Annotated in this window: 22 protein-coding genes; 17 read left to right on the forward strand and 5 right to left on the reverse strand. The window is 34.9% G+C overall.

Going from position 1 to position 21,956, the window contains the following annotated elements:
- Positions 1 to 72: 72 nt before the first annotated feature.
- On the reverse strand, positions 73 to 927 hold the full coding sequence (locus tag D1B32_RS19800) for a MurR/RpiR family transcriptional regulator (protein ID WP_095313840.1): 855 nt from the start codon (positions 925 to 927) through the stop codon (positions 73 to 75).
- 404 nt (positions 928 to 1,331) lie between these two features.
- Between D1B32_RS19800 and D1B32_RS19805 the strand changes: the two genes are divergently transcribed.
- Genes D1B32_RS19805 through D1B32_RS19825 form a run of 5 tightly spaced genes read left to right on the forward strand, consistent with a single transcriptional unit; the run spans position 1,332 to position 5,180 of the window.
- Positions 1,332 to 1,754: a PTS sugar transporter subunit IIA gene (locus D1B32_RS19805; protein ID WP_205126994.1), complete on the forward strand. Its 423-nt coding sequence runs from the start codon at positions 1,332 to 1,334 to the stop codon at positions 1,752 to 1,754.
- 58 nt (positions 1,755 to 1,812) lie between these two features.
- A complete protein-coding gene (locus D1B32_RS19810; protein WP_095313838.1) occupies positions 1,813 to 2,322 on the forward strand; it encodes a PTS sugar transporter subunit IIB in 510 nt (169 codons plus the stop codon).
- Between the two features lie 18 nt (positions 2,323 to 2,340).
- Positions 2,341 to 3,093 (forward strand): PTS mannose/fructose/sorbose/N-acetylgalactosamine transporter subunit IIC, encoded by a 753-nt coding sequence (locus D1B32_RS19815; protein WP_095313836.1) that lies wholly within the window; start codon positions 2,341 to 2,343, stop codon positions 3,091 to 3,093.
- 2 nt (positions 3,094 to 3,095) lie between these two features.
- Positions 3,096 to 3,956 (forward strand): PTS system mannose/fructose/sorbose family transporter subunit IID, encoded by an 861-nt coding sequence (locus D1B32_RS19820; protein WP_118890246.1) that lies wholly within the window; start codon positions 3,096 to 3,098, stop codon positions 3,954 to 3,956.
- A 30-nt stretch (positions 3,957 to 3,986) separates the two neighbouring features.
- On the forward strand, positions 3,987 to 5,180 hold the full coding sequence (locus tag D1B32_RS19825; protein ID WP_118890247.1) for a M20 family metallopeptidase: 1,194 nt from the start codon (positions 3,987 to 3,989) through the stop codon (positions 5,178 to 5,180).
- 731 nt (positions 5,181 to 5,911) lie between these two features.
- On the opposite strand, the gene D1B32_RS19835 is transcribed toward D1B32_RS19825, so the two are convergent.
- Positions 5,912 to 6,511 (reverse strand): hypothetical protein, encoded by a 600-nt coding sequence (locus D1B32_RS19835; RefSeq protein ID WP_118890248.1) that lies wholly within the window; start codon positions 6,509 to 6,511, stop codon positions 5,912 to 5,914.
- Positions 6,512 to 6,813: 302 nt separating this feature from the next.
- Here D1B32_RS19835 and D1B32_RS19840 point away from each other — a divergent pair, with 302 nt between their 5' ends.
- The 11 genes from D1B32_RS19840 (at position 6,814) to D1B32_RS19890 (ending at position 17,639) form a co-directional block, all read left to right on the forward strand.
- Entirely contained in the window at positions 6,814 to 7,356 is a 543-nt protein-coding gene (locus tag D1B32_RS19840; RefSeq protein ID WP_118890249.1) for an NADPH-dependent FMN reductase, read from the forward strand.
- 871 nt (positions 7,357 to 8,227) lie between these two features.
- The gene (locus tag D1B32_RS19845) at positions 8,228 to 10,345 is read left to right on the forward strand and encodes a BglG family transcription antiterminator (RefSeq protein WP_158586300.1); all 2,118 of its coding nucleotides are present in this window, start codon (positions 8,228 to 8,230) and stop codon (positions 10,343 to 10,345) included.
- A 27-nt stretch (positions 10,346 to 10,372) separates the two neighbouring features.
- Positions 10,373 to 10,813: a PTS sugar transporter subunit IIA gene (locus D1B32_RS19850; protein WP_118890251.1), complete on the forward strand. Its 441-nt coding sequence runs from the start codon at positions 10,373 to 10,375 to the stop codon at positions 10,811 to 10,813.
- A gap of 6 nt (positions 10,814 to 10,819) precedes the next feature.
- Positions 10,820 to 11,089, forward strand: coding sequence for a PTS sugar transporter subunit IIB (locus D1B32_RS19855; protein WP_118890265.1), 270 nt, complete (start codon positions 10,820 to 10,822; stop codon positions 11,087 to 11,089).
- Between the two features lie 35 nt (positions 11,090 to 11,124).
- Positions 11,125 to 12,420 carry a PTS ascorbate transporter subunit IIC gene (locus D1B32_RS19860; protein ID WP_118890252.1) on the forward strand — a complete coding sequence of 432 codons (1,296 nt, stop codon included), beginning with the start codon at positions 11,125 to 11,127 and terminating at the stop codon, positions 12,418 to 12,420.
- An 88-nt stretch (positions 12,421 to 12,508) separates the two neighbouring features.
- A complete protein-coding gene (locus tag D1B32_RS19865; RefSeq protein WP_118890253.1) occupies positions 12,509 to 13,501 on the forward strand; it encodes a phosphotriesterase family protein in 993 nt (330 codons plus the stop codon).
- 32 nt (positions 13,502 to 13,533) lie between these two features.
- Positions 13,534 to 14,253, forward strand: coding sequence for a creatininase family protein (locus D1B32_RS19870; protein WP_118890254.1), 720 nt, complete (start codon positions 13,534 to 13,536; stop codon positions 14,251 to 14,253).
- 20 nt (positions 14,254 to 14,273) lie between these two features.
- Entirely contained in the window at positions 14,274 to 14,990 is a 717-nt protein-coding gene (locus D1B32_RS19875; protein ID WP_118890255.1) for a KDGP aldolase, read from the forward strand.
- The gene (locus tag D1B32_RS19880) at positions 14,990 to 15,718 is read left to right on the forward strand and encodes an SIS domain-containing protein (RefSeq protein ID WP_118890256.1); all 729 of its coding nucleotides are present in this window, start codon (positions 14,990 to 14,992) and stop codon (positions 15,716 to 15,718) included. Before D1B32_RS19875 ends, D1B32_RS19880 begins: the two co-directional genes overlap by 1 nt.
- A gap of 735 nt (positions 15,719 to 16,453) precedes the next feature.
- The gene (locus D1B32_RS19885; protein WP_095313818.1) at positions 16,454 to 16,702 is read left to right on the forward strand and encodes a DNA alkylation repair protein; all 249 of its coding nucleotides are present in this window, start codon (positions 16,454 to 16,456) and stop codon (positions 16,700 to 16,702) included.
- A gap of 364 nt (positions 16,703 to 17,066) precedes the next feature.
- On the forward strand, positions 17,067 to 17,639 hold the full coding sequence (locus D1B32_RS19890; protein WP_118890257.1) for a sigma-70 family RNA polymerase sigma factor: 573 nt from the start codon (positions 17,067 to 17,069) through the stop codon (positions 17,637 to 17,639).
- A gap of 236 nt (positions 17,640 to 17,875) precedes the next feature.
- Here the strand turns inward: D1B32_RS19890 and D1B32_RS19895 are convergent, their stop codons facing one another.
- The 3 genes from D1B32_RS19895 to D1B32_RS19905 are packed head-to-tail and all read right to left on the reverse strand — an operon-like array spanning position 17,876 to position 21,122.
- Positions 17,876 to 18,589 (reverse strand): GntR family transcriptional regulator, encoded by a 714-nt coding sequence (locus tag D1B32_RS19895; RefSeq protein WP_095313814.1) that lies wholly within the window; start codon positions 18,587 to 18,589, stop codon positions 17,876 to 17,878.
- Positions 18,590 to 18,633: 44 nt separating this feature from the next.
- On the reverse strand, positions 18,634 to 19,683 hold the full coding sequence (locus D1B32_RS19900) for an ADP-ribosylglycohydrolase family protein (RefSeq protein ID WP_118890258.1): 1,050 nt from the start codon (positions 19,681 to 19,683) through the stop codon (positions 18,634 to 18,636).
- A gap of 32 nt (positions 19,684 to 19,715) precedes the next feature.
- Positions 19,716 to 21,122 (reverse strand): PTS transporter subunit EIIC, encoded by a 1,407-nt coding sequence (locus D1B32_RS19905; protein ID WP_118890259.1) that lies wholly within the window; start codon positions 21,120 to 21,122, stop codon positions 19,716 to 19,718.
- A gap of 431 nt (positions 21,123 to 21,553) precedes the next feature.
- Between D1B32_RS19905 and D1B32_RS19910 the strand changes: the two genes are divergently transcribed.
- On the forward strand, positions 21,554 to 21,754 hold the full coding sequence (locus D1B32_RS19910) for a hypothetical protein (protein WP_118890260.1): 201 nt from the start codon (positions 21,554 to 21,556) through the stop codon (positions 21,752 to 21,754).
- Positions 21,755 to 21,956 lie beyond the last annotated feature (202 nt).

The raw sequence follows: 21,956 nt of genomic DNA on the forward strand, positions 1-21,956 counted from the left end.
CAATTTTTTTAAGAAAATTTCTTCAGGATGTTTTCTTACTTAAATTAGTCAATTGCACTAGATTAAGGGTTATTATAAATGTTTTAAGCTCACACTTTCCCTCATTTTTTGTAATGCACATCGCCCCAATTCTTTTCTCAAAATCATAACATTTGTATAAAGCGCATCAATTATAGATAATTGAGCAATTCTAGAAGATAGTACTTCTAATCGAAAGTCCGTTTCATCAGCAACCGTATATAGAGCAATATCTGCTCTCTCCGCTAAATATGATTTGGCAAAATTGGTAATAGCTAGAATAGGGACTTTGTTGTTTTTTAACACCTGTGAAATGTCTAATAAGTCTTTTGTTGAACCACTAAGTGATATAAGCACAGCAAGATCTTTATCTTTCATCTGAGAGGCAGACATAATCTGAAGATGGGAATCCAAATCAGCATTGGCATTAATTCCACTTCTTATAAACTTGTGATACGCATCTAGGGCTACAATGGCTGACCCTCCAGATCCAAAAAAATGCACTCTATCTGCTTTCATTATAGCATTGACTGCTTTTATAATAAGATTTTCATCCTGGATTTGAAGTGTGTCTTCGATTGTTTTAATATTGGAACGAAAAATTTTTTCAGAAATTACTCCAACACTATCCTTTTCTTCTATTTTTTCGTTGATATTATCTATAGGGGCAACAACCTCTGCTGCAAGGGCAATTTTCATAGATTGAAAACCTTTAAAACCAATTCGTTTACAAAATCGAAAAACTGTGGAGTCTGCTATACTTAGTTTCTCTGAGATTTGGTTTATTGTATAATGAATAACTTTATCAGGATATTTTAATATAAAATCAGCAATTAAGCGTTCTTTATCACTAAAGTGACCATAATTGTTACGAATACTTACTAAACAGTGTTGGTTATTATTCAACATACATTACCTCCTAAAAATAAAATTTTTAACTGAAACATTTAATATAAAAGATTTCAAAAGTACATCTCTTAAGCCTTTTCTTTACAACCATCTATCAAAGAATTAAAAACGGTTATAAAAGTACAATCCAAATTTTTACACCTTATAAACAGGATTATATGTAGTTTCCCAATCATGATATTCCTCTCTTTAAGAAAAATCATCGAAAAATTTTTTACGAAAATGCGAATAAAAGAAAAAATATTCTATATATTGGATTAAGCAGTTTTAAGTGCCTTCCAAGTTACTAACAAAATTAATCGTTCTTAAAAGATTATTATTGTAAACGTTTACAAAGTAAATTTATTACTTACAAAACCCAACTATAAATATTAACCTAAGAAACCTTAAAAGGAGGAGTAATTTTGTCAAACGAATCTTATCAAAGTGAAATTTTATTATTAACTCACGGGGGGTGGGGAGAAACTCTGATGGATAAATTGACTATGATAATTGGTCAAATAAAAGGAGTAAGTGAAATAGCTCTAAATCCTTCTGATACACCAGAGGACTTCTTGAAAAAGGTAGAGCAAAAGATTAAAAAAATGCCAGCTAATTCTTTAATTATCACTGATATCGCTGGCGGTACAACGTCAAATGCTGCATTAAAGTTAAGTCAGAAATATAAAATTCATATATTATCCGGATTAAGCGCAATAATGTTGATTGAAGCCATTATAAGACAAAATCGACCTTTCACAGATGAAAGTATAAAAGAAATTAATGAGGCTGCAATTATGAACTGCCAACATTTGAAAGTACCAGCACCTGACCCAGATCAAGTATAAATATAATTTATATATGTTTTACCAAAATAGCAAAAAAACTACCTAGGAGGAGATTTTAATGGCTCAAATAGAATTGGTAAGAGTAGACTTTCGTTTAATACACGGTCAAGTAATTACTAAATGGGTGCGCCAAACTTTTGCAAATCGTATTGTGATTATAGATGATAATTTAGCTAAAGATGAATTTATGAGAAGCATATATGTAATGGCAGCCCCATCAAATATAGAGGTAAATGTTTATTCGGTTGAATCTGCAATAAGCAATTGGGTAGAAAACGAGATGGGACATGGGAAATTATTCATTTTGTTTAAAGATGTTGAAACAGCCTTTAAAACTATAAAGGGAGGAGTTCCAATTAAGGATTTACAAATTGGTGGTTTAGGGGCTGGTCCAGGAAGAAAGGCTATATTTGGACCAATTACATTAAACGAAGAAGACGCTAATTTGTTAAAAGAATTAGATCAAGAAAATAATTGCCATGTATATTTGCATCAAGTACCAGATGAACCAAAAATGGAATTAAAAAAGGCTTTAGAAAAATTGGATTCTCTAAAAAATAAAAATTAGGGAAGAGGTGCACCACCAATGAATTTATTAGTAGCGGCATTATGCGGCATTTTATATTTCATAGGTACTAGTCGTCTTGGTTATGGTTTATCACAAGCAACAGGTTCACCTATTTTTTATGGTTTAATTCTAGGGTTGGTCTATGGCGAGGTTGAAAAAGGCCTGATCATTGGTGCTACAATACAGCTAATTTATATTGGTATTATTTTTACAGGAGGCAATATGCCTGCCGATCAATCACTCGCAGGAATAATCGCTATCCCGATTGCTTTACAGACCGGTATGAATGTAGAAGTTGCTGTCGGACTCGCAGTTCCTTTTGGTATTCTAGGAATATTTATTGACCAACTAAGAAGAATTACAAATTCTTACTGGGTATCAAAAGCGGAGAAGTATGCACAAGTTATGGATACAAGGAAAATTTTCCATTGCGCAATTACGTATCCAACCATAACTATATTTCTATTAACGTTTACTCCTGTTTTCGTTATTACCTTATTTGGTGCTAATGCTGTTACAAGTATAATGAACATTTTACCCCAAGGGATAATAGATGGTTTTAGCGTTGCAGGTGGGATACTTCCAGCTCTAGGGTTTGCCATTATTATAATGGTTATAGGAAAAAGAGAGATAATGCCTTATTTCTTTATTGGATTCTTTTTAGTCGCTTATCTAAAAGTTGACGTTATGGCAGCAGCAGCATTTGGTTTCTGTGTCGCAGCTCTCACCATGTTTAATTCAATTAAACAGAAGCAGAAGGAGGTTAATTAATAATGTCTTCTAATTTAGATGAAATACAAAAGCAACGCGAATTAACTAATAGAGATTTAATGAAGACCTATGCAAGATGGTATTTATCAGTAGAAGTTAGTAATTCTTATGAGCGTTTACAAGCATTGGCATTTTGCAATGCTCTATCTGGGAGCTTAAAAAAGTTATATAAAGATGATGATCAAGGATATAGAGAAGCTTTAATACGACATTTGCAGTTTTATAATTCTGAAGGAACTTTTGGTGCCGTTATACATGGTGTCGTTTTATCAATGGAGGAAGAAAAAGCAAAAAGCAAAGATTCTTCAGATTCGCTTTCTGAAGAAGTTATTACAGGATTTAAAACAGGTTTAATGGGACCAATTGCTGGTATTGGAGATACATTAATTTGGGGAACCTTAAAGCCTATTATTCTAGCTCTAGCTTCTTCTTTAGCATTAAGTGGACTATTTATCGGAGGTATTGTGCCGTTTTTATTCCCATTAGCAGTTATACTAATAGGATACGGTATGATGAAATCTGGATATTTATTAGGAAAAGACTCTGTTACAAAGTTAATGAAATCCGGATTAATCAACAATCTTATTAACAGTGCTAGTATTTTAGGATTGTTTATGATGGGAGCACTTTCATCAACTTATATAAAAGTTTCCACTCCTTTAGAGTTCTCATTTAAAAATGCTGAGCCAATTGTTATTCAAGATATATTAGATCAAATTTTAGTAGGTATATTACCTCTTGCAGCTGTCTTTGGCATATATTTTTATTTTAAATTGAGAGGACAGTATTATAACAGGCTTATCATGTGGCTAATTGTTATTTCATTAATTACTGGGTTCTTTGGAATATTACAAGGCAGTTAAACATCAATAAATAAGTGAGAGGATTATTATATGGAAAAAGAAGCTATGAAACTACGATACGATGATTATTTGGATTCGAGACTTGATGAACTTTGGAAAATCGCACAATATGTTCATTCCAATCCCGAACTTGGGTTCAAAGAGGTAAAAGCTTATCGAATTCAATGTGATTTTCTAAGAAAAAATGGTTTTGTGGTAGAAGAGAACTTAGGTGGGCTCTCAACTGCTTATAAAGCAGTATATCAATATGAACCGGGGGAGCTAACTATAGCTGTGGTATCTGAATATGATGCTTTGCCTCAAATTGGTCATGCTTGTGGACATAATTTAATTTGCGCCACTGCTTTAGGTACAGCTGTTCAAATAAAAAAGTATATGGAAGAACAAAAAGTACCCGGAACATTAGTTGTAATGGGTACACCTGCCGAAGAGTTTGGAGGGGGCAAAATAAAATTACTCGAAAAAAATGCCTGGGATGGTATTGATGCTATTTTATTTATGCATCCAACTAGTGATACAACACGACTTGCGGGTGAATGTATGTCTTCTAAGAGGATAAAAATAAAATTCAAAGGGAAATCTGCGCATGCCGCTTCACATCCTAGTAAAGGTGTCAATGCCTTGAATGCCGCAAATTTATATTTTGTAGCAACGGGTTTATTACGACAGCATACAAAATCAGATTTTCGCCTATCAGGGATTATAGAGTCTGGTGGAGAAAGTACAGGTTTGATACCTGATATTGCTTCAATAGAAGGATCACTCAGCTGTTTCAAATTAAGTGATCTAGATGATTATACTGAACGTGTGAGAAAATGTGCTGAAGGCGCAGCTATTGCTACTGGTTGTGAGGTTAATATTGAATTTATTCCTGGTTATTTAGGAAGAGTTCCTAATAAAACATTATCTGAAGTTTGCCGAAATGAACTAATATCTATAGAAGAACCAGTTATGGATGGTATGCCTTATGACTATGGTGGAGAAGATTTAGGCAATGTGTCAAGAGTAATTCCAATTTGCAATCCTTATGTCACTATTTTCCCTGATTATAAAATTTCAAATCACACCGAACAATTTAGAGATCTCGCCAACTCTTCCTCTGGAAAAAGGTGTATACAAGTTAGCAGTAAGGCTATGGCAAGAACCGCAATGGAATTGTTTATGAATCCTGATATAGTGGATGAGGCTAAGAAAGAACTGAATAAACGCATGCAAGATGAATAGGCATTTGGAGTTTCGAGGAGGAGGGGGGGTGACTAACCCTCGCCCTCTCACACCACCGTAGTGTCAAGATAACAACTACCCTCCCCTATATAAGTCTTGAAGCAAAACTACGTCTTTGAATTACTTATAAAAATGATACCCAAATGTTTTTCGTAATGTATGTGTACCGTTTCCTTCAAGACTTATATGCGACTTCCCTGAAATGTAACGGAAAGCCCCATATCTGCCTGCAATGTTTAAAGTATAACCCATAAAGGGATTGCTTCTAAAAAAAAGCAATCCCTTTAAAAATATTTACTCTAGACATAAATCTCAATAGATTCTCTCTATCCTAAAATCTACCTCCCTAACTCCTCATTCAATGCCTCATAAGGCTGCTCCATCTTTATCAGGTGCATAATAAAAAGTCTTATTTTTACTGGTTTCTTTTCCTTCTATTTCATGATCTTCAATAGGATCAAGTGCATCACAATAATTCGATTGGATATCACAAATTTCCTTTAGATCTAGGTTTGCTTTAACATTGTCTTCAGCGGATGTAATAATCTCCTCAAGGTTAGTTAAATGTAAGAGGCGTATTTCAACATGAAGTGGGAAAAGATAACACCAGAGTTAGGTATTGCATGAAACTTCGGTAGCATGAATGATTCTTAACTAGAGATTAAAACTCCCTTTAAAACATAACAAAACAAAAAAGACATTCACCAGCTAAACTAGCAAATGCCCCACTCTTAAAGAATCAAAAAAATAACTCGATAAACAAAATAAAAACCAGCAACAAATAAGACCGCTGTCTTCAAGTTGTTTTTTGCAACAAAGAAGTAAGAAATCAAAAATATGGATAAATACAAAAATGTATACGCTAATGAACTAAACCATGAATAAATTGTAATGTCTACTAGCTCTAACGGAATGGATACGATTAATAATATGGCTGGAACGACAAGTAGTGCTCCCAGCTTTTCAAAGAAAAAGTTCAGATCATATGTTTTTCCATTTTTATTTGCGACATTTTTAAAAACAAACATCAATAATGCTAGTGCTACCGCATAAGCAATAGTCCGTTCAAAATAATCGAAGTAGTCACTGAATCCAAGGTAACGCAACGCATCTAGATATGTAAAAATGCCAACAATATTACTTAGTAAAATAAGACCAAGAAAAGCTATTAATGTAATAAGGCCAAATTGCTGCTTGCTTTGCGTTTCATCTGAAAGAAGATGGTCTGGATCCTTTAGGACTTGCTTCACATATTGAAAGTAATTACCTAGCTTTCCCTCATTTCCATTATTCCCTTTCTTTTTCTCCATTACTTCATTTTGGTTTTCCATTTTTCTTTTCATCCCTCCAATATATATATTGCTTATGATATATAAGTTTTAGGTAAATTTATATACAACACGGGAAGAATGAATCCTTAGTACCTCACTTTTCTTTTTATGGGTACAAAGTATGTAACCAACTTATAGTAGTCTTTTTTATTATCGCAATGAATATATTACCAAACATAGTACTATTTTTGACCAGTCACACCTCCAACACAACCCTGAGAATAGAACCTTCCCATCTTAAATGATAAACTCGTTTATAGTAGATCCAATTTAATAAGATAACTGAAATGAGGGTAACCATAATGAGACTTGTCGGCATATCAGGAGCACTCGCTGGCGAAAAGACATCCATTGTTGTAAATGATGTTTTAGTCGCTGCTCAACATCTTGACTCAAACATACAGACAGAATTAATCGACTTAAGGGACTATGAAATTGATTTATTTAATGGGTCTCCATTAATAGCATATAACGAAGATACTTGGAATGTTGTTCAAAAGATTTTATCTGCCGATTTCCTCGTATTTGGTACACCGATTTATCAAGCATCTATTTCAGGTGCTTTAAAAAATTTGTTAGACCACTTACCGGAATATGCATTTAAACATAAAGTAACCGGCATGGTTGCGACTGGATGGTCAAACAGACATTTTCTTGTCATGGAATACCATTTGAGATCCATCTTATCTTACTTTAAAGGATTAGTTCCAACAGGCAATGTCTTTGTCCACAATAATTCTTTTAATGAAAATAGTGATGAAATTATAGATGAACGTGTTTCGGAAAGAATTCAAGCGCTCGCGGAAGAAATGGTTTATTTGCAGCATGGGATAAATAATAGGTAATTGCCTTCTGTCAAAGCGAGGAGTTGATTATCTGCCTTTAGAATCAGGCCGTGCAAATTCAATAGCTGAGGATTTATCATTCATTTTATTTCGTTTCACTGTGGACTATTTGTTTTATAACAACATTTAATCTTCAATTTCCTTCACTGCTTTCTTAATGGAACCAATCAACGCATGTTCTTTTTCTACCGTTGCTACAATTTCTTCAGTAGCAATGGTATTTTCTTTTCAATTTGTGACTGAATAGAATTGAAGTTACTGGCAGTTCTGCTTTGATTTCATCCAATCCTTTTGAAAGCCGTTATTATTTTGCTGGAAGGATTCTTTTAATTCTGTGAAGAAATCTACCACCTCTTTTAAAGCTGACCTTCATCTGCAGCAAACTTTACCTTCCGTCGATCTTTCATATATTGATTTGATTTTTCAAATAGCATCGTTATGACATCTGAAATTGAGACTGTAATCACCGCACTTTCCTCCGCTAACTTCCGGACTTCATCAGCAACAATAACAATAACAATAACAATAACAATAACAACCCCTTCCCTATGTTCCTTACACGTGCCGACTCAATAGCTCATAAAGTGCCCAAAAATTGGTTTGGTCAGCAATTGCTTTTCACGAATTAAATTTCTTCATTTAGATAGCGTTTGTAATAATTTGGTTTTGACCTATTGGCTAAAAAACCTTAACATACCGCTATCACATTTCACCTCATTAAAAATATCCTGTAGATTTAGACTCTTTTTTCACCAGTCCAATTTTGCATATATCCCTGTGTCTTATTTGGTCTTATTACCTATTTCTCTTTTTACTATAATAGAATTAGACATACTACTACCATACACTACTGTATAAGGAGATGAATATTATGGACCAACGTAGTATGGCAATCTTAAATAAAATTATTCAGCAAGATTCTTATATTTCTGTACAGAAACTTGCAACGATATTCAATGTCTCAAGGCGTACGATCTATAATGATCTGGATAAGATTAATGATTGGTTGAAGTTACAACATTTTGCTGATATTAAGCAGGTTAGGGGACAAGGTTTTTATATTGATGAAAGATCGAAAAAGGAAATCATAAAAAAGAAAGAGCATTTTGTTTCAGGTGATATGTACTATGAATTTTCTCCTATTGAAAGGAAAGCATGGATTTACATTCACATCGCTGGACGAGAACAGCCATATTATTTGGAGCATATAAGGGATCTCTTTAAAGTAAGTAGGAATACCGTGCTCGATGATATAAGCAAGCTGAAAGAGGAGCTAAAAAAATATAAGTTGAGCATTACTTCTGAGCGAAATACTGGGTATTCAATAGTAGGAAATGAAAACGATACCAGGAAATTGCTTACTTATTATTTGGATTTGGTCATTCCTCAAAATGGCTGCCACGAGCTTTTATCTGAGATGAATTCTTTACCAGAAGAACAGGTATTTAAACCTTTCTTAATCTTTAATTTCCATTGGCTAAAGGAATTACATCACTTGTTAAATGAATATGAAAAGCAATTTAAGATTGAGATTACAGATGATGTATTAAATAATCTCGTCATTTGGTTCCATTTCTTTTTAAGACGAATTATGCAAGGAAAAATAGTTAATGTTGATCCAATTGAAAAGGAAGTAATTAAATCGACCAGTGAGTTCGATGGCGCAAAAGCTTTATGTATCAATCTATCCAAACAATTGGATATTATAGTTCCTGATAATGAAGTATATTATTTTGCAAAATATTTACTTAGTGCAAAGGTTAACTATGATCAAAGTCTACAAGTGGAAACGCAGGAAATAAAATCATTACTTCATGTGGTCGAAAAAATGGTAGATGATTTTCAAATGTATGCAGCTGTTGAGTTCCATGAGCAACAGAGTATGATCCAGAATCTGCTTTTACACCTAAAACCTGCTTATTATCGAAACAAATATGGGATTCAGATTGAAAACACATTAAGAGATTCAGTTAAACAAAATTATCCAGAGATTTTTAATCTAACAAAAAAGGTCATACATCATTTTGAAGAATTAATTGGTCAACCTATTCATGAAAATGAAATTGCATATTGCGCCATGCATTTTGGAGGATGGCTGCGCAAGGAAGGTGTGATGCTTGGACAGACTCGTAAAAGATTATTAATTGTTTGTACGAATGGTTTAGGTACATCGAGGCTTTTGGAAAGTCAACTGGAAGGATTATTTTCAGACACTGATATTGTCGGTGTTACTTCATTAAGAGAATATGAAAGAATGAATTTAAATATCGATTATATTGTATCCACAATATCCCTTCCTGATCGAGGAGTTCCAGTTTTTGTTGTCAATCCAGTTCTAAATAATGCAGATAAAGAACAGCTATTGAAAAAAGTTAACAGCTTGTTCGAATACTCGCACAAGCAACAAGTGTACTCGGTAGATTCAGTCATCGATATGGTTCAAAGGTATGCGACAATTCATGATAATGATACATTACGCCAAGAGCTCAGAAGGTATTTTCATACTCCGATAAAAGGTGAAGGCGAAGTAAGAAAGCCAAGCTTATATGAACTTTTACCCCCTGAGAGGATTGTATTAAATAAGAGCATTTCAAACTGGAAAGAAGCAGTTATAAGTGCTGCTGACCCATTATTGAGCCAGGGTTATATTCAAGAGAGCTATATTACAAAAATGATCCAAAATATAACTGAAAAAGGTCCTTATATCGTTATATCTGAACACTTCGCATTGCCACATGCTAATCCAGAAGATGGCGTAATGAAAACTGGAATGAGCATGTTGCATTTGACAGAACCTGTCGACCTATATGGGAAACCGGCAAATGTCATTATAATATTAGCTTCGCGGGATAATGAACAGCATTTAAAAGCATTATCGCAATTAACGAAACTATTCTCGGTTAAAGCGAATAAGGAAAAAATAATCCAAGCAACAAACAAGAGTGAAATAACAAAATTAATTTATGCATATTCAAACAGAATTGATTAACAACATAACGATAGGTGTGTGAGTTTTATGAGATTTTTAGAAGAAGATATCGTAAAGGTAGGAGTGGAAGTAACGAGTGCTGAGGGAGCAATTGAAGAAGCCGGTAAACTACTCTTGCAAGAGGGGCTTATTGAAGAATCGTATATTGAAGCAATGAAAAATGCATATAAAGAAAATGGTCCTTATTTCGTTCTAGCACCATACATTGCAATTCCACATGCACGGCCTGAAGATGGAGTGAACGAGGCCTCTGTATCATTCGTACAGTTAAAGGAGCCGATTGCGTTTGGTCATAGTTCTAATGATCCTGTACAACTAGTTTTTAGTTTAGGGGCTTCATCAAGTGATGAACATTTAACATTGTTGAAAAAATTAACGCTTCTATTAAATGACACCAATAATATTAATAGGTTAATGAAAGCTACAAGTTATGAAGATATAAAATATATTTTAGAATTGGAGAGATAAATGATGATTAAAATTTTGACAGTTTGCGGGTTAGGACAGGGTACAAGTTTAATCCTGAGAATGAATGTCGAGCAAGTACTTGGAGAAAAAGGCATTCAAGCAGATGTAGAACATACTGATGTTTCAACAGCTTCAAGTATGGAAGCAGACTATATTATTACAAGTAATGAACTTGCAGAAAGTCTAGTAGGTCATACAGCGAAAGTATTTTTAGTAAATAATTATTTTGACATGGATGAAATTAATAAGGCAATTGATGAGAACATTGAAAGCTAGTAAATAAAAAATAATAGGAATAGGAGTAATGCAAAATGGATGTTATTTTTTGGATTGCTACGAATATTTTTGGACAAGCAGCAATCTTACTAGGGTTTATTGTACTTTTAGGATTGCTATTACAGAAGAAATCTGCCAGTCAAACGATTAGTGGAACATTTAAAGCTATAATTGGATTTTTAATTATTAGTGCAGGTTCAGGTGTTATCGTTAATGCACTAACTGTATTTGAACCGTTATGGAAAGAGGTATTTAATCTATCAGCTGAACCTCTTGGTGATTTCATGGGTCAAGAAGGGTTTAACGCAAAATATGGAAGCGCCGTCACCTTAGCTATGACACTTGGATTTGTTATTAACGTTTTATTAGCTAGATTTACAAGATTTAAGTTTATTTATCTGACTGGTCATATGATGTTCTGGACAACAACAATTTTTGCTGGGATTGCAATTCAAGCAGTTGGAGATATCTCTTTTGGAAAGCTTGTAATATTCCTAGCTGTAATCATGGGAATATATTGGACATTACAACCTGCATTAACGCAGCCTTTCATGCGTAAAATAATGGGTCATGACAATATCGCCCTTGGACATACTTCAGCATCAGTGGCATTATTAAGTGCTTTAGCTGGTAAATTGCTTGGTAATAAAGAAAATGATTCTGAAAAAATCAAGCTGCCAAAAGGATTGGAATTTTTAAGAGATTCAAATGTTATTACTGCGCTTACAATGGGATTATTATTCTTAGTTGGTGCAATCATTATTTCCTTTAAAGATACACCGGGTGCTCAGGCGTTAGTTGAAGCAGCTGGAGACCAAAACTTTATTGTATATGCGATTATTCAATCATTTACCTTTACTGCTGGTATTGCAGTTGTATTACTTGGTGTACGTATGTTTATTGGAGAGATGGTACCTGCATTTAAAGGGATTGCAACAAAAATCGTACCTGGAGCAAAGCCAGCTTTAGATAGCCCAGTAGTGTTTCCGTTTGCTCCTAATGCTGTAATTTTAGGATTTCTAGGATCTTTTGCAGGGGCACTTATTTGGTTGGTGGTTTTGGGAAATACGGTTGGGTATGTATTCGTTCCGACAATGATCGTATTGTTCTTTCACTCTGCAACTGCAGGGGTTTTCGGAAATGTAACTGGTGGTGTAAGAGGTGCATTAATGGGTGGTTTTATTACTGCAACTGTTGTAGCCTGGGGACAATTTATCACAGTTAAGATGCTTCTTTCAGATACAATTCCGGATACTGCAATGTGGGCAGCGGATTCAGATATGTTTATATTAGGACCAATCGTTCGCTTTTTAGCACAACTATTTTTCTAATTGATTTTTCAAGCCTTGGGGGGAAGCCATTCTCCCCTTTTCACAATGATAAAAGTAATTCGACAAGATCCTACAAGGAGTGATTATGATGAGCTTTATTCGAACATTTCATGGTGATATACACCCTTCAAAATTGGGTACCACCTATTCACATGAACATATTGTGTGTAGACCACCCTACTGGGTTGAGCATAGTGCTGATGATTTATTACTTGATGATAAAGAGAAATCGAAGCTTGATGTTTTAGATTTTAAAAACCTTGGTGGACAAGCAATTGTAGATGCAACAGCCATTGATTATGGCCGAGATGTGTTAGCAGTAAAGGAAATTTCAGAGGAAACTGGTGTCACCATGATAGGAACAGCAGGATTTAACAAGAGCTTTCTCTGGAAGGCAACAATTCCTGAACATTTAAAAAAGTTAACAGGAGATTATAAAACGTTTTATGAATGGATTGACGCAAAATCAATAAATGAGCTTGCAGACTTTGTCATTAAAGAAATTGAAGAGGGACTAGAAGGTACCAATATACGTGGTGGTCAAGTAAAATTTGGTACTGGTTATAATCGAATTACCCCGTTAGAAGAGAAAACTTTACGTGCAGTGGCAAGGGCACATCACGAAACGAAGGCACCACTACATTCCCATACAGAGGCTGGAACAATGGGCTTTGAACAAATTGAGCTTTTGAAAAGTGAAGGCGTTGACCTAGAATACATTAGTTTCGGTCATATGGATCGTAACCCCGACCCTTTTTATCATGAAAAGATAGCTCAAACTGGCGCATTGCTTTGCTTTGATGGTATTTCAAAAATAAAATATGCACCAGAAAGCACAAGAATTGATTGTATTTTAGAGCTTGTAAAAAAAGGACATGAAGACCAAATACTAGTAAGTGGAGATACTGCTAGAAAAACATATTATAAGCATTATGATCATGGACTAGGCTTGGAAAATATTCTTGGTAAATGGGTACCACGATTTATTGAAGAAGCAAATCAAAAAGATTTTGATGGAAAAAAATTGATTGATAAGTTTTTCGTCCAAAATCCTGCTCGATGCTTTACATTTAAAAAGTAACTTTTCATAAATAAACTGGGTGGTGAAATAAATTGCAATTTCAATATCAAAATTCTTTCGAAGTAAAAGATAGTATTCATAAATCTAAAATTGCTATTCTACCGATTGGTGCAGTTGAGGCACATGGTCCGCATTTACCCCTTGGCACAGATAATTTACTTGCAGAACGATTATCAGAAAAACTAGCTGAACGAGTTAATGCTTTTGTTTTACCGACATTGCCATATGGACAAGTATGGAGTTTACGTAATTTTCCAGGAAGTATCAATATAAGTAATGACTCTCTCATGAACTTCCTCGTTGATATTGGTGAAAGCCTCTATAAACAGGGATTTACTACATTTGCTATGGTTAATGGACATTTGGGAAATGGACCAGCACTTAAAGATGCAGCACGTGTATTGTTTGAGAATTGTCCAGAAATGCGGGTTTTTTACTTTTTTTATCCTGGTATGAATAAAGCGGCAGCTGAGGTACGAGAAACTAAGTCCTCTCATAACACGTACTTTCATGCATGTGAGATTGAAACATCCTATATGCTTTACTTAGCACCAGAACATGTCGATATGGATAAAGCAATTACTGATATACCTGATATTCCAATACATGCCGATGTAACTCCAACACCATGGAAAGAGTTTACCCAAACAGCTGTACTCGGTGATGCGAAGCTTGCTACAGAAGAAAAAGGAAAATATATCATTGATATCGCAATTGAAAATATGGCCAAATTGATTAATTCAAAATATTAATTGAAAGTGTGAAGCAGTCTATGAAAGAAAAACTCTATGATAAATTTTTATTTAACTTTATAGCTCGTGACGCCGCTAATGCCGCCGCTGTTATGGAAGCTGGCTCTGGATATGTTATTCCTGGGATTGTATCAGATAACTATGACTCAATCGATGCAGCAACTAAGAAAGTAATAGAACTAAAAACGATCACGGATATGGTAAGCATTGGACTTGGTGGTGGTGGAAAAACAGCTAATTGCCGGAAAGTATTGGACATCGCTGTAGCATCTGATCCAGGTCATATCAATCAGCCTTTCGAAACAGCGGCCTATACAAAAGGGTTTTTAGATGGCAAAGGTACACGAAAACAATTGGCCAATGCACTTATTCAGCCAACTGGAGAGATTGGGAAAATTCGATTAGCAAATTCAGGTAGTATTATAAAGGTAGAACAATTCATCGATATTGCCGCTAGTCTGGGTATTGAAAGTATTAAAATGATGCCTATAAAGGGAAATCAGCATTTAGATGAACTAATTTACTTAACAAAAGTTGCTGCAGCAAAAGGAATTCGTGGTGTAGAGCCTGCGGGTGGAATTGATGCTAGCAATATTAAAGACATTGTTATGGGTGTAATGGCCATTGATATCGAATTCTTTATGCCGCATATCTTCGGTTCAACCATTGACAAAATAACAGGGGAAACAATCCCATCGAAGGTTAATGAAATTATGGAAATAATGGAGGGTTTATAGTGATTAATAACTACTTTGATAAAATAAAAGATTTATTAGCTAAGGTTCAAAAAGAAGAGCATAATGTTATGATTCAGGCGGGCCATAAAGTCGCTGAGACGATACAAAATGGCGGTGTAATCCACTTATTTGGATGTGGTCATTCTCATATATTAACAGAAGAAGTTTACTATCGAGCAGGAGGCTTAGTACCAATACATCCTATTTTACATGAGCCATTAATGCTTCACGAAGGCGCTGTCCGTTCGTCCACTTACGAACGAAAAAATGATTATGCAAAGACATTTATGCAAGAACAGGACATCCGTGATGGAGATGTTATATTTGTCATTTCAACATCTGGCAGAAACCCTGTACCTGTAGATGTAGCCCATCTCGCCAAAGAAAAAGGCGCATTTGTAATTGGAATCACATCGATTGAATATTCATCCAGTCAGCCTTCACGCCATATCAGTGGCGAGCTTTTGCTTGATGCTGTTGATCTTGTTATTAATAACCATGCACCAGCGGGTGATGCGCTTTTGTCTCATATTGACGTGGGTGTAAGATTTTCACCAAGTTCAACCGTAATAGGATCAACTATTTTAAACGCAGTTTTTGCCCAGTCTATTAAACTAATGGCCGAAAATAACTTTGAACCACCTGTGTTCTTGAGTGGGAATATTGAAGGTGCAGATGATCATAATGAAAAACTAATTGATAAATATAAAGAGCGAATTAAGCTATAAAAAATATAGAGCAATACAATTGGATCAATAAAGAATTGTATTGCTCTTTTTTTACTGATTAAGAATCTCATTAATTTTTTTTATTCTTATCAATTGGATCGTTAAAACTCTCATTAACTCTTGCCCCTGATCTAAAAAGAACCTCTTCAGGATGTACATCATTGTAAAACTTTTCAAAACCACCTACACGTAAACCATGTCCTGCCATAATTGTTAAGTGGCGTATTTTTAGCAAATTGAATAATCTTATTAAGTGGTGAAACAGCCTCTGACGCTCTAAAATTTTCACTTGCAGTTAGAGAATACCTTTAACTAGTGTATATTTGAATAATTTTTCCAAATATACCATCTGATCTCGTGCAAAATTGAAACCGAGATGAAAAGTTACATCTCAATCTTCAGTAACACTATGTATTTGATGTAAAGTTTTCAAAGGATAACCCAAATACCGAAAAAAAGTTATAGTGTAATGTGGCAATCAAAATGGTTTCATTTGACAACAAATATAGGAAAAATGGAGACCAGGTCTATCTAATACCCTCGCGCCTATTGTAACTTTATAATAAAATAAAACCTGCCTACCAGTAACAATTTAACCAAGAAACAAAAGTCTCTCGAATAATAAAAAAGCAAATAGGCCATAATAAACACGCCCAAAGGAATAGTAGACGAATCTTTCTCTTCACATTCTAAAATTAGAAAGTGACCATCATCATTGAAATATGGAGGTGCAATATGAATAAGCCATACCGTTGCCCAAATTGCAAAACAAACAGATCTCGATTTAATATCATTGAGCAAATCGCAACGCCTGTCAAACTCGATGCAAAGACTGGGGAAGTCCTCGAAGATTATACATCTGAGAATACAGAAATGTTTCATCAGATGTATAATGGTCCAAAATACCGTATTCAATGCGGGGTATGTGGGTTGATAGAAAATAAAAATACATTTGAACAATTTGCTAAATACGAAGGGTCTTAAAGTTTGGTATATGTGTCTGCTGCTGCCCAATGATTTTTTGTTGGTGTGAAAACACTAAACACAGCAAGCCTTTTAAGGTGTAGATGTCATCTAAATTTAGGTTGTTTGGCATCATTATTAGAATTAATGCGTAATTAGATTATCGATTCATTGCTTATTGAGGATTTTTATAAATCAATTTCGCAGAGTTTGCTCAAAAAGGAACTTACTTTATCCATTTCCCTCTTCATCCGCAAACAAAAATAAACGTTCTGTAACAGGTCTATTTAAAATATTAACTAAAATTTCACTTTTTGCACCCCATATTGTAATGAATGGTCGATTATAGATATGAATACCGTTTATGATGAGGAGTGTAAATTAAATGAAAAAGAATACAAACACATTTACATTTGAAGAAATTTTTGAGCAAAATAAGCGTAGGATTCATTATCACCTTCACAAATTAAACATACAAGATCCTCACCAAGAGTTTTATCAAGAAGGGCTTATCTCGATGTGGAGCGCATATAAAAACTACCAGCCAGATAAAGGCCCAATTTCCACATACTTCAACTTTATTATTCGCCATCGTCTGATTGATCTAATTCGAAAAGAGAGTCGTAGAATTGAAAGAGAAGTACTCGCCTCCACAGAGGAGGAAGCTACGTTTGAAGCAGAAGTGTATCATAAAGCGAGTAACACTAATTTTTCAGGATTAACTATGAAAGAAAATATCAAAAGCGATGATTATCTTTGGCAGCAAGTTAAAAGAATATTAACCGAAAAACAATGGAACTGGATAAGATATTACATTATTGAGGACAAGTCATTAAAAGAAATTGCTGAACAAGAGGAAGTTTCTATTGAAGCAGTAAAAAGCTGGGGAAAAGAGGCAAAAAAGAAGCTACGAAATGTTGATTTTGAGAAAATAATTATGGAGAGTATTGATCCGTAACGATGTGAAGCAGAAAATGTAACTTACAAGCCACATGAAATCAAGACGAAGACCTTGATTTTATGTGGCATTAGTATGGTATAGTCAATTGGAAGTTAAGTGCTAGTTTTTTCACACTATAATAGTTCAAGGTTTTATAAGACAGTTTCTTCTAAATGAATAGCTCAAATACCGGAATGATTCCAGTAAAAAAATGCTTTCGTTTATCAAGTGATAAATGCTTTCCTATATCCTCATCATGGAATTTCCAATTGAACATTGTACCGGTATCGATCCCCTCTATAAAAGAACTCAGCATATTCAATTAGTCGATCTTGTTCATCTCTTGTTACTCGTTGAACGTATAATAAGGGGCTATTTTCTGCTACTTTCAAAATTTTAGCCAATTCCTCATTCGCAACTACAGATTCAATTGTTTCATTAGCTTTTTTCACCATATATCCTTTTATGCGAAACAACTGATACAAGGAAGCATCCACTGAACTGAGCTCTTCAGCAAATAAAGGAATAGACGAAGGACAATATACACGTTGAAAGCCAATCGGAATTTCATCAATCCAGCGTATTCGTTCATGACAACTAACCATCGCATTTTTTGGCAAATCAAGTTGGGAACATACCAGCGGACTTGCTGGAATAGAAGCTTCAAATGAGAATAACGTTGATTGTATATTATGCTCTTTATTTTCCTCCGAAAAACTTAATAGATTTTGTAATTGCAACGATTTTTTTTGACTAAGAACAATCGTTCCTACACCATGAATCCTTTCAACGTATCCTTCATCTACCAGTAATTGTACTGCATGCCTTACAGTAATTCGACTTACATTATATCGTTTTTGTAAGTCAGGCTCTGCTGGCATCAGATCACCAACGAGGTAGTCCCCATTGATGATCTGTTGTTGTAATTCTTCATAAATAGCTAAATATTTAACTTTGTTTCTTTTCATAAGCATCCACCATACTTACTAACAAATTTGCAACTCTACCATGTTTAATTTTGTTTCTCTTCCTTAGTATTCACTATACTTGCTAATGAATTGGCTAATTCTATCAAATTAAAATCATTAGCAACTTGTACAGTCTCATATAAAGACATAAAACTTGGATCGGTTAAATCCACAAACGACCCAACCATAGACCCTACAATTGTTGCAACAGTGTCGGTATCGTACCCAATATTTACAGCATCAATTACTGCTTGCAAGGCATTGTCTTTATTTAAAGCAACTATTCCAAATGCACAAGGCACAGCTTCAGAAATATGTAAGCCGCTCCCCACCACTTGTGATAATTTACGCAATTTTTCTTCTTTTGTACCAACACCGTTTACTATATCATACGCTAATCGGATACGTTCTACAACACTTGGACCTGCTACTTCACGAGAAATGAATTTTGCTTTCGTTTCACCACGTAAAACCCCATAAAAACCTGCACTTAAAGCCTCATCAACTGTCGCATGGGGTGCTAAGGACGCACTTGTAGAAGCAGCCACTGCACAAGCACCAGAAATAGCCAAAGCGTTATCGTGTGTTACCTGTGTAATTGTAATTGCAGCATCAATCGCACCTTCCAAATCGTTAGGATATAAAATACCAGCTGGCGCAATTTTCATTGCTGCACCGTTTGTTGCTTTGGAGGCATAGTCCACCGTTGCTGCTCCTGGTAACGGCTTCATTTTTAACGAGGGGTCTTTATACATTGCTACTGCACTTCGTGTTGTAGGACCAGCAAAACGATCAAAATACCATGGAACATTTGACCAATCCAAAATAGCTTTAATTACAATATCTTTATTAATAATACCGTCATTTTTCAAGATAGCTTGGCATAGAAAATACACTTGGGAAAAATCATCTGTAACTTGTCCTGCCTCATTTCCTAGTGCAAATGCTGTTTCTCCCGGTTTTTCAAATTTAGTTATAGTTTTACCAAATTGCGTACGGATTTGATCAAACGATAGATTTTCTGTTGCTGCTCCCATTGCATCACCAATTGCTGCTAATCCTAAAATTCCTTGTATTTTTGAGTTTAAACTCATTTTTATCATCCTTTCTATAAATAATCTTATATTTATTTTGAAGCAGACATTTCTGCTTTTGGATCCTTAATACCAAAAAGAAGTGTTAATAACAGACCACCCAAAAACGAAATTGTTAAACCAACGACATATGCCCATAACGTTGGTCCCGCAAATGCAGGGATTGTTGTCAATCCGCCAAATACAAATGCATTTCCTACTACATTAAATGCACCCATAAAGGCACCACCTAAAGCTGCACCTATACATCCCGCTACTAAAGGACTCTTAAATCTTACACCCAAACCGTAAATTGCTGGTTCAACAATTCCCGATAAAAAGACAGATGTTATTGCAGTTAATGAAAAATTCTTCAATTCCTGGCTTCTGCTACGTAGGAAAATGGCAAATGCTGCACCCGCCATACCAAAGTTCGCATTCGCACCATACGCAATAAAAGCAGAGCTACCTGTTGAAGCAATTTCCGGAATAATCACCATTGTATTCGGTGCCCAATGTACACCAAACATAATCAAAATATTCCAAATTCCACCAATAACAGCTCCCGTAACGATTTGATTTATATTTGCTAACCAATCTACAAAGCTAGCAATACCAATACTTAAGTAATTTCCAATTGGTCCAAATATTCCAGCGACTATAGGAACTAGTATCACTAATAATACTGTAGGGATTACAATCATATGCAAACTATTTGGTAGTTTACCTTTCATAAAGTGTTCCATTTTTGATTGTACCCAAGTAGTTAAAATCGCAGGAATGATTTGGCTAGTATAATTGAATACAGGAATTGAAAGACCTAGAAATGTAATCATATTTCCGCCATCACCCTGCACCAGGTTGATAAATTCAGGCATAATTAGTGCACCCATCACAGCAATCGCGATATACGGACTTGTATCAAATCGTTTTGCTGATGTAATAGCGACTAATAATGGTAAGAAATAAAACACTGAAGTCGCCGTAAGAGTTAAAATCAGATTTGTTGTGCTTTCAGTTGATAACCAGCCCAACTCATTAGCTAAAATCGTAAATCCTCGGAGCAATCCTGCGCCAGCTAACAATGGCAATAGTGGTGAAAAAATACAGACAACTAGAGCAATAAACTTGTTAAACCAACTATTCTTTTTATTATCTGTCTGAGAAAGATCTGCCATGTCCTTATTCATATCATTTGATTCAGTTGATTTCCATACCTTCATAAATGCGTTATAAACTTCATCGACATTGGTACCAATTACTATTTGAAATCCTAGGTCCCTATCAACAACCCCTGCTACACCATCTAAGGTTTCGATTTTTTCCTTTTCAACTAGCGCACGATCTTTTAATGTAGGGCGTAGTCGCGTCGCACAATGGGTTATCGACACAATATTATTCGCACCTCCCATCAACGATAACAACTGGTTTGCTAAAGATAAAGACTCTGTTTTTTTCATAAAAACTTCTCCTTTCTTTTAGACCTAGAAACATAATTGCTATCCCAATTAGACATTATAACGTCTTATCCTCATATTAAGAATACACAATTGTTCAATTATTGTAAAGGCTTACATTAATTGAACAATTAAATATAGTATCATATTATCCGTACAGCACACAGATAAGTAACTCCCTGGAATACGGTTTTCCATCAATGAACCAAAAACGGAATATCCCAAGTGTTTTCACTTCTTTCCACCCTGCCTACCAACAAATCTCCGCTCATCGTTTGATAATGCTAATCACTTGGAAATCTGACTGTGTAATAGGTAGTGACAGACACCTTAAATTAAAGATTGTGTAAGCAATTATAAGGCAATAATGTAATTACACAGTAGGAATGCTATACTTACTGAATTATTGGATACAAAAGGGGTTAAAGTAGCAGATGAAATATTATACATCTCACATGAAAAAACTGGTTATGCAAAATGAAGAATTACAAAAAGAGTTAAAAAGAATAATGAAAGAACATGATCTTGAAAAAAGCTTTGCGCTTAAGGCTTTGTACCATGCCGAGGTTGCTGCAGGCGCTTCAGGCGGGAAATATCAGGATGCATATCGGGAACTTGACTTACCCAATAGGTAGGTCTTTTTTTTTGAAAATCGAAGTTCTAAAAACAGAAGCGTTCTTCTGATCCTAGAGTCTGTGTAAACAGCAAAAGAGGCTGAGACATAACTAGCCTAAATTACTGAAAAATGGTTCCGATCATCGGTTTTTGATGATCGGAACCATTTTGCTTTGGATTATTTTTATTATCTACTGTTTGATTTCTGTTCATGGCGGTGTA

The organism is Oceanobacillus profundus, from assembly GCF_003515705.1.
GTDB classification, from domain to species: Bacteria; Bacillota; Bacilli; order Bacillales; family Amphibacillaceae; genus Oceanobacillus; species Oceanobacillus profundus.

What these genes read in the sequence shown, in the direction of transcription:
- D1B32_RS19800 (WP_095313840.1), bottom strand. Translation starts at nt 927, where the DNA reads ATGTTGAATAATAACCAACACTGTTTAGTAAGTATTCGTAACAATTAT.
- D1B32_RS19820 (WP_118890246.1), top strand. Translation starts at nt 3,096, where the DNA reads ATGTCTTCTAATTTAGATGAAATACAAAAGCAACGCGAATTAACTAAT.
- D1B32_RS19895 (WP_095313814.1), bottom strand. Translation starts at nt 18,589, where the DNA reads ATGAAAAGAAACAAAGTTAAATATTTAGCTATTTATGAAGAATTACAA.
- D1B32_RS19815 (WP_095313836.1), top strand. Translation starts at nt 2,341, where the DNA reads ATGAATTTATTAGTAGCGGCATTATGCGGCATTTTATATTTCATAGGT.
- D1B32_RS19845 (WP_158586300.1), top strand. Translation starts at nt 8,228, where the DNA reads ATGGACCAACGTAGTATGGCAATCTTAAATAAAATTATTCAGCAAGAT.
- D1B32_RS19810 (WP_095313838.1), top strand. Translation starts at nt 1,813, where the DNA reads ATGGCTCAAATAGAATTGGTAAGAGTAGACTTTCGTTTAATACACGGT.
- D1B32_RS19885 (WP_095313818.1), top strand. Translation starts at nt 16,454, where the DNA reads ATGAATAAGCCATACCGTTGCCCAAATTGCAAAACAAACAGATCTCGA.
- D1B32_RS19900 (WP_118890258.1), bottom strand. Translation starts at nt 19,683, where the DNA reads ATGAGTTTAAACTCAAAAATACAAGGAATTTTAGGATTAGCAGCAATT.
- D1B32_RS19840 (WP_118890249.1), top strand. Translation starts at nt 6,814, where the DNA reads ATGAGACTTGTCGGCATATCAGGAGCACTCGCTGGCGAAAAGACATCC.
- D1B32_RS19860 (WP_118890252.1), top strand. Translation starts at nt 11,125, where the DNA reads ATGGATGTTATTTTTTGGATTGCTACGAATATTTTTGGACAAGCAGCA.
- D1B32_RS19875 (WP_118890255.1), top strand. Translation starts at nt 14,274, where the DNA reads ATGAAAGAAAAACTCTATGATAAATTTTTATTTAACTTTATAGCTCGT.
- D1B32_RS19825 (WP_118890247.1), top strand. Translation starts at nt 3,987, where the DNA reads ATGGAAAAAGAAGCTATGAAACTACGATACGATGATTATTTGGATTCG.
- D1B32_RS19835 (WP_118890248.1), bottom strand. Translation starts at nt 6,511, where the DNA reads ATGGAAAACCAAAATGAAGTAATGGAGAAAAAGAAAGGGAATAATGGA.
- D1B32_RS19890 (WP_118890257.1), top strand. Translation starts at nt 17,067, where the DNA reads ATGAAAAAGAATACAAACACATTTACATTTGAAGAAATTTTTGAGCAA.
- D1B32_RS19865 (WP_118890253.1), top strand. Translation starts at nt 12,509, where the DNA reads ATGAGCTTTATTCGAACATTTCATGGTGATATACACCCTTCAAAATTG.
- D1B32_RS19850 (WP_118890251.1), top strand. Translation starts at nt 10,373, where the DNA reads ATGAGATTTTTAGAAGAAGATATCGTAAAGGTAGGAGTGGAAGTAACG.
- D1B32_RS19905 (WP_118890259.1), bottom strand. Translation starts at nt 21,122, where the DNA reads ATGAAAAAAACAGAGTCTTTATCTTTAGCAAACCAGTTGTTATCGTTG.
- D1B32_RS19910 (WP_118890260.1), top strand. Translation starts at nt 21,554, where the DNA reads ATGAAATATTATACATCTCACATGAAAAAACTGGTTATGCAAAATGAA.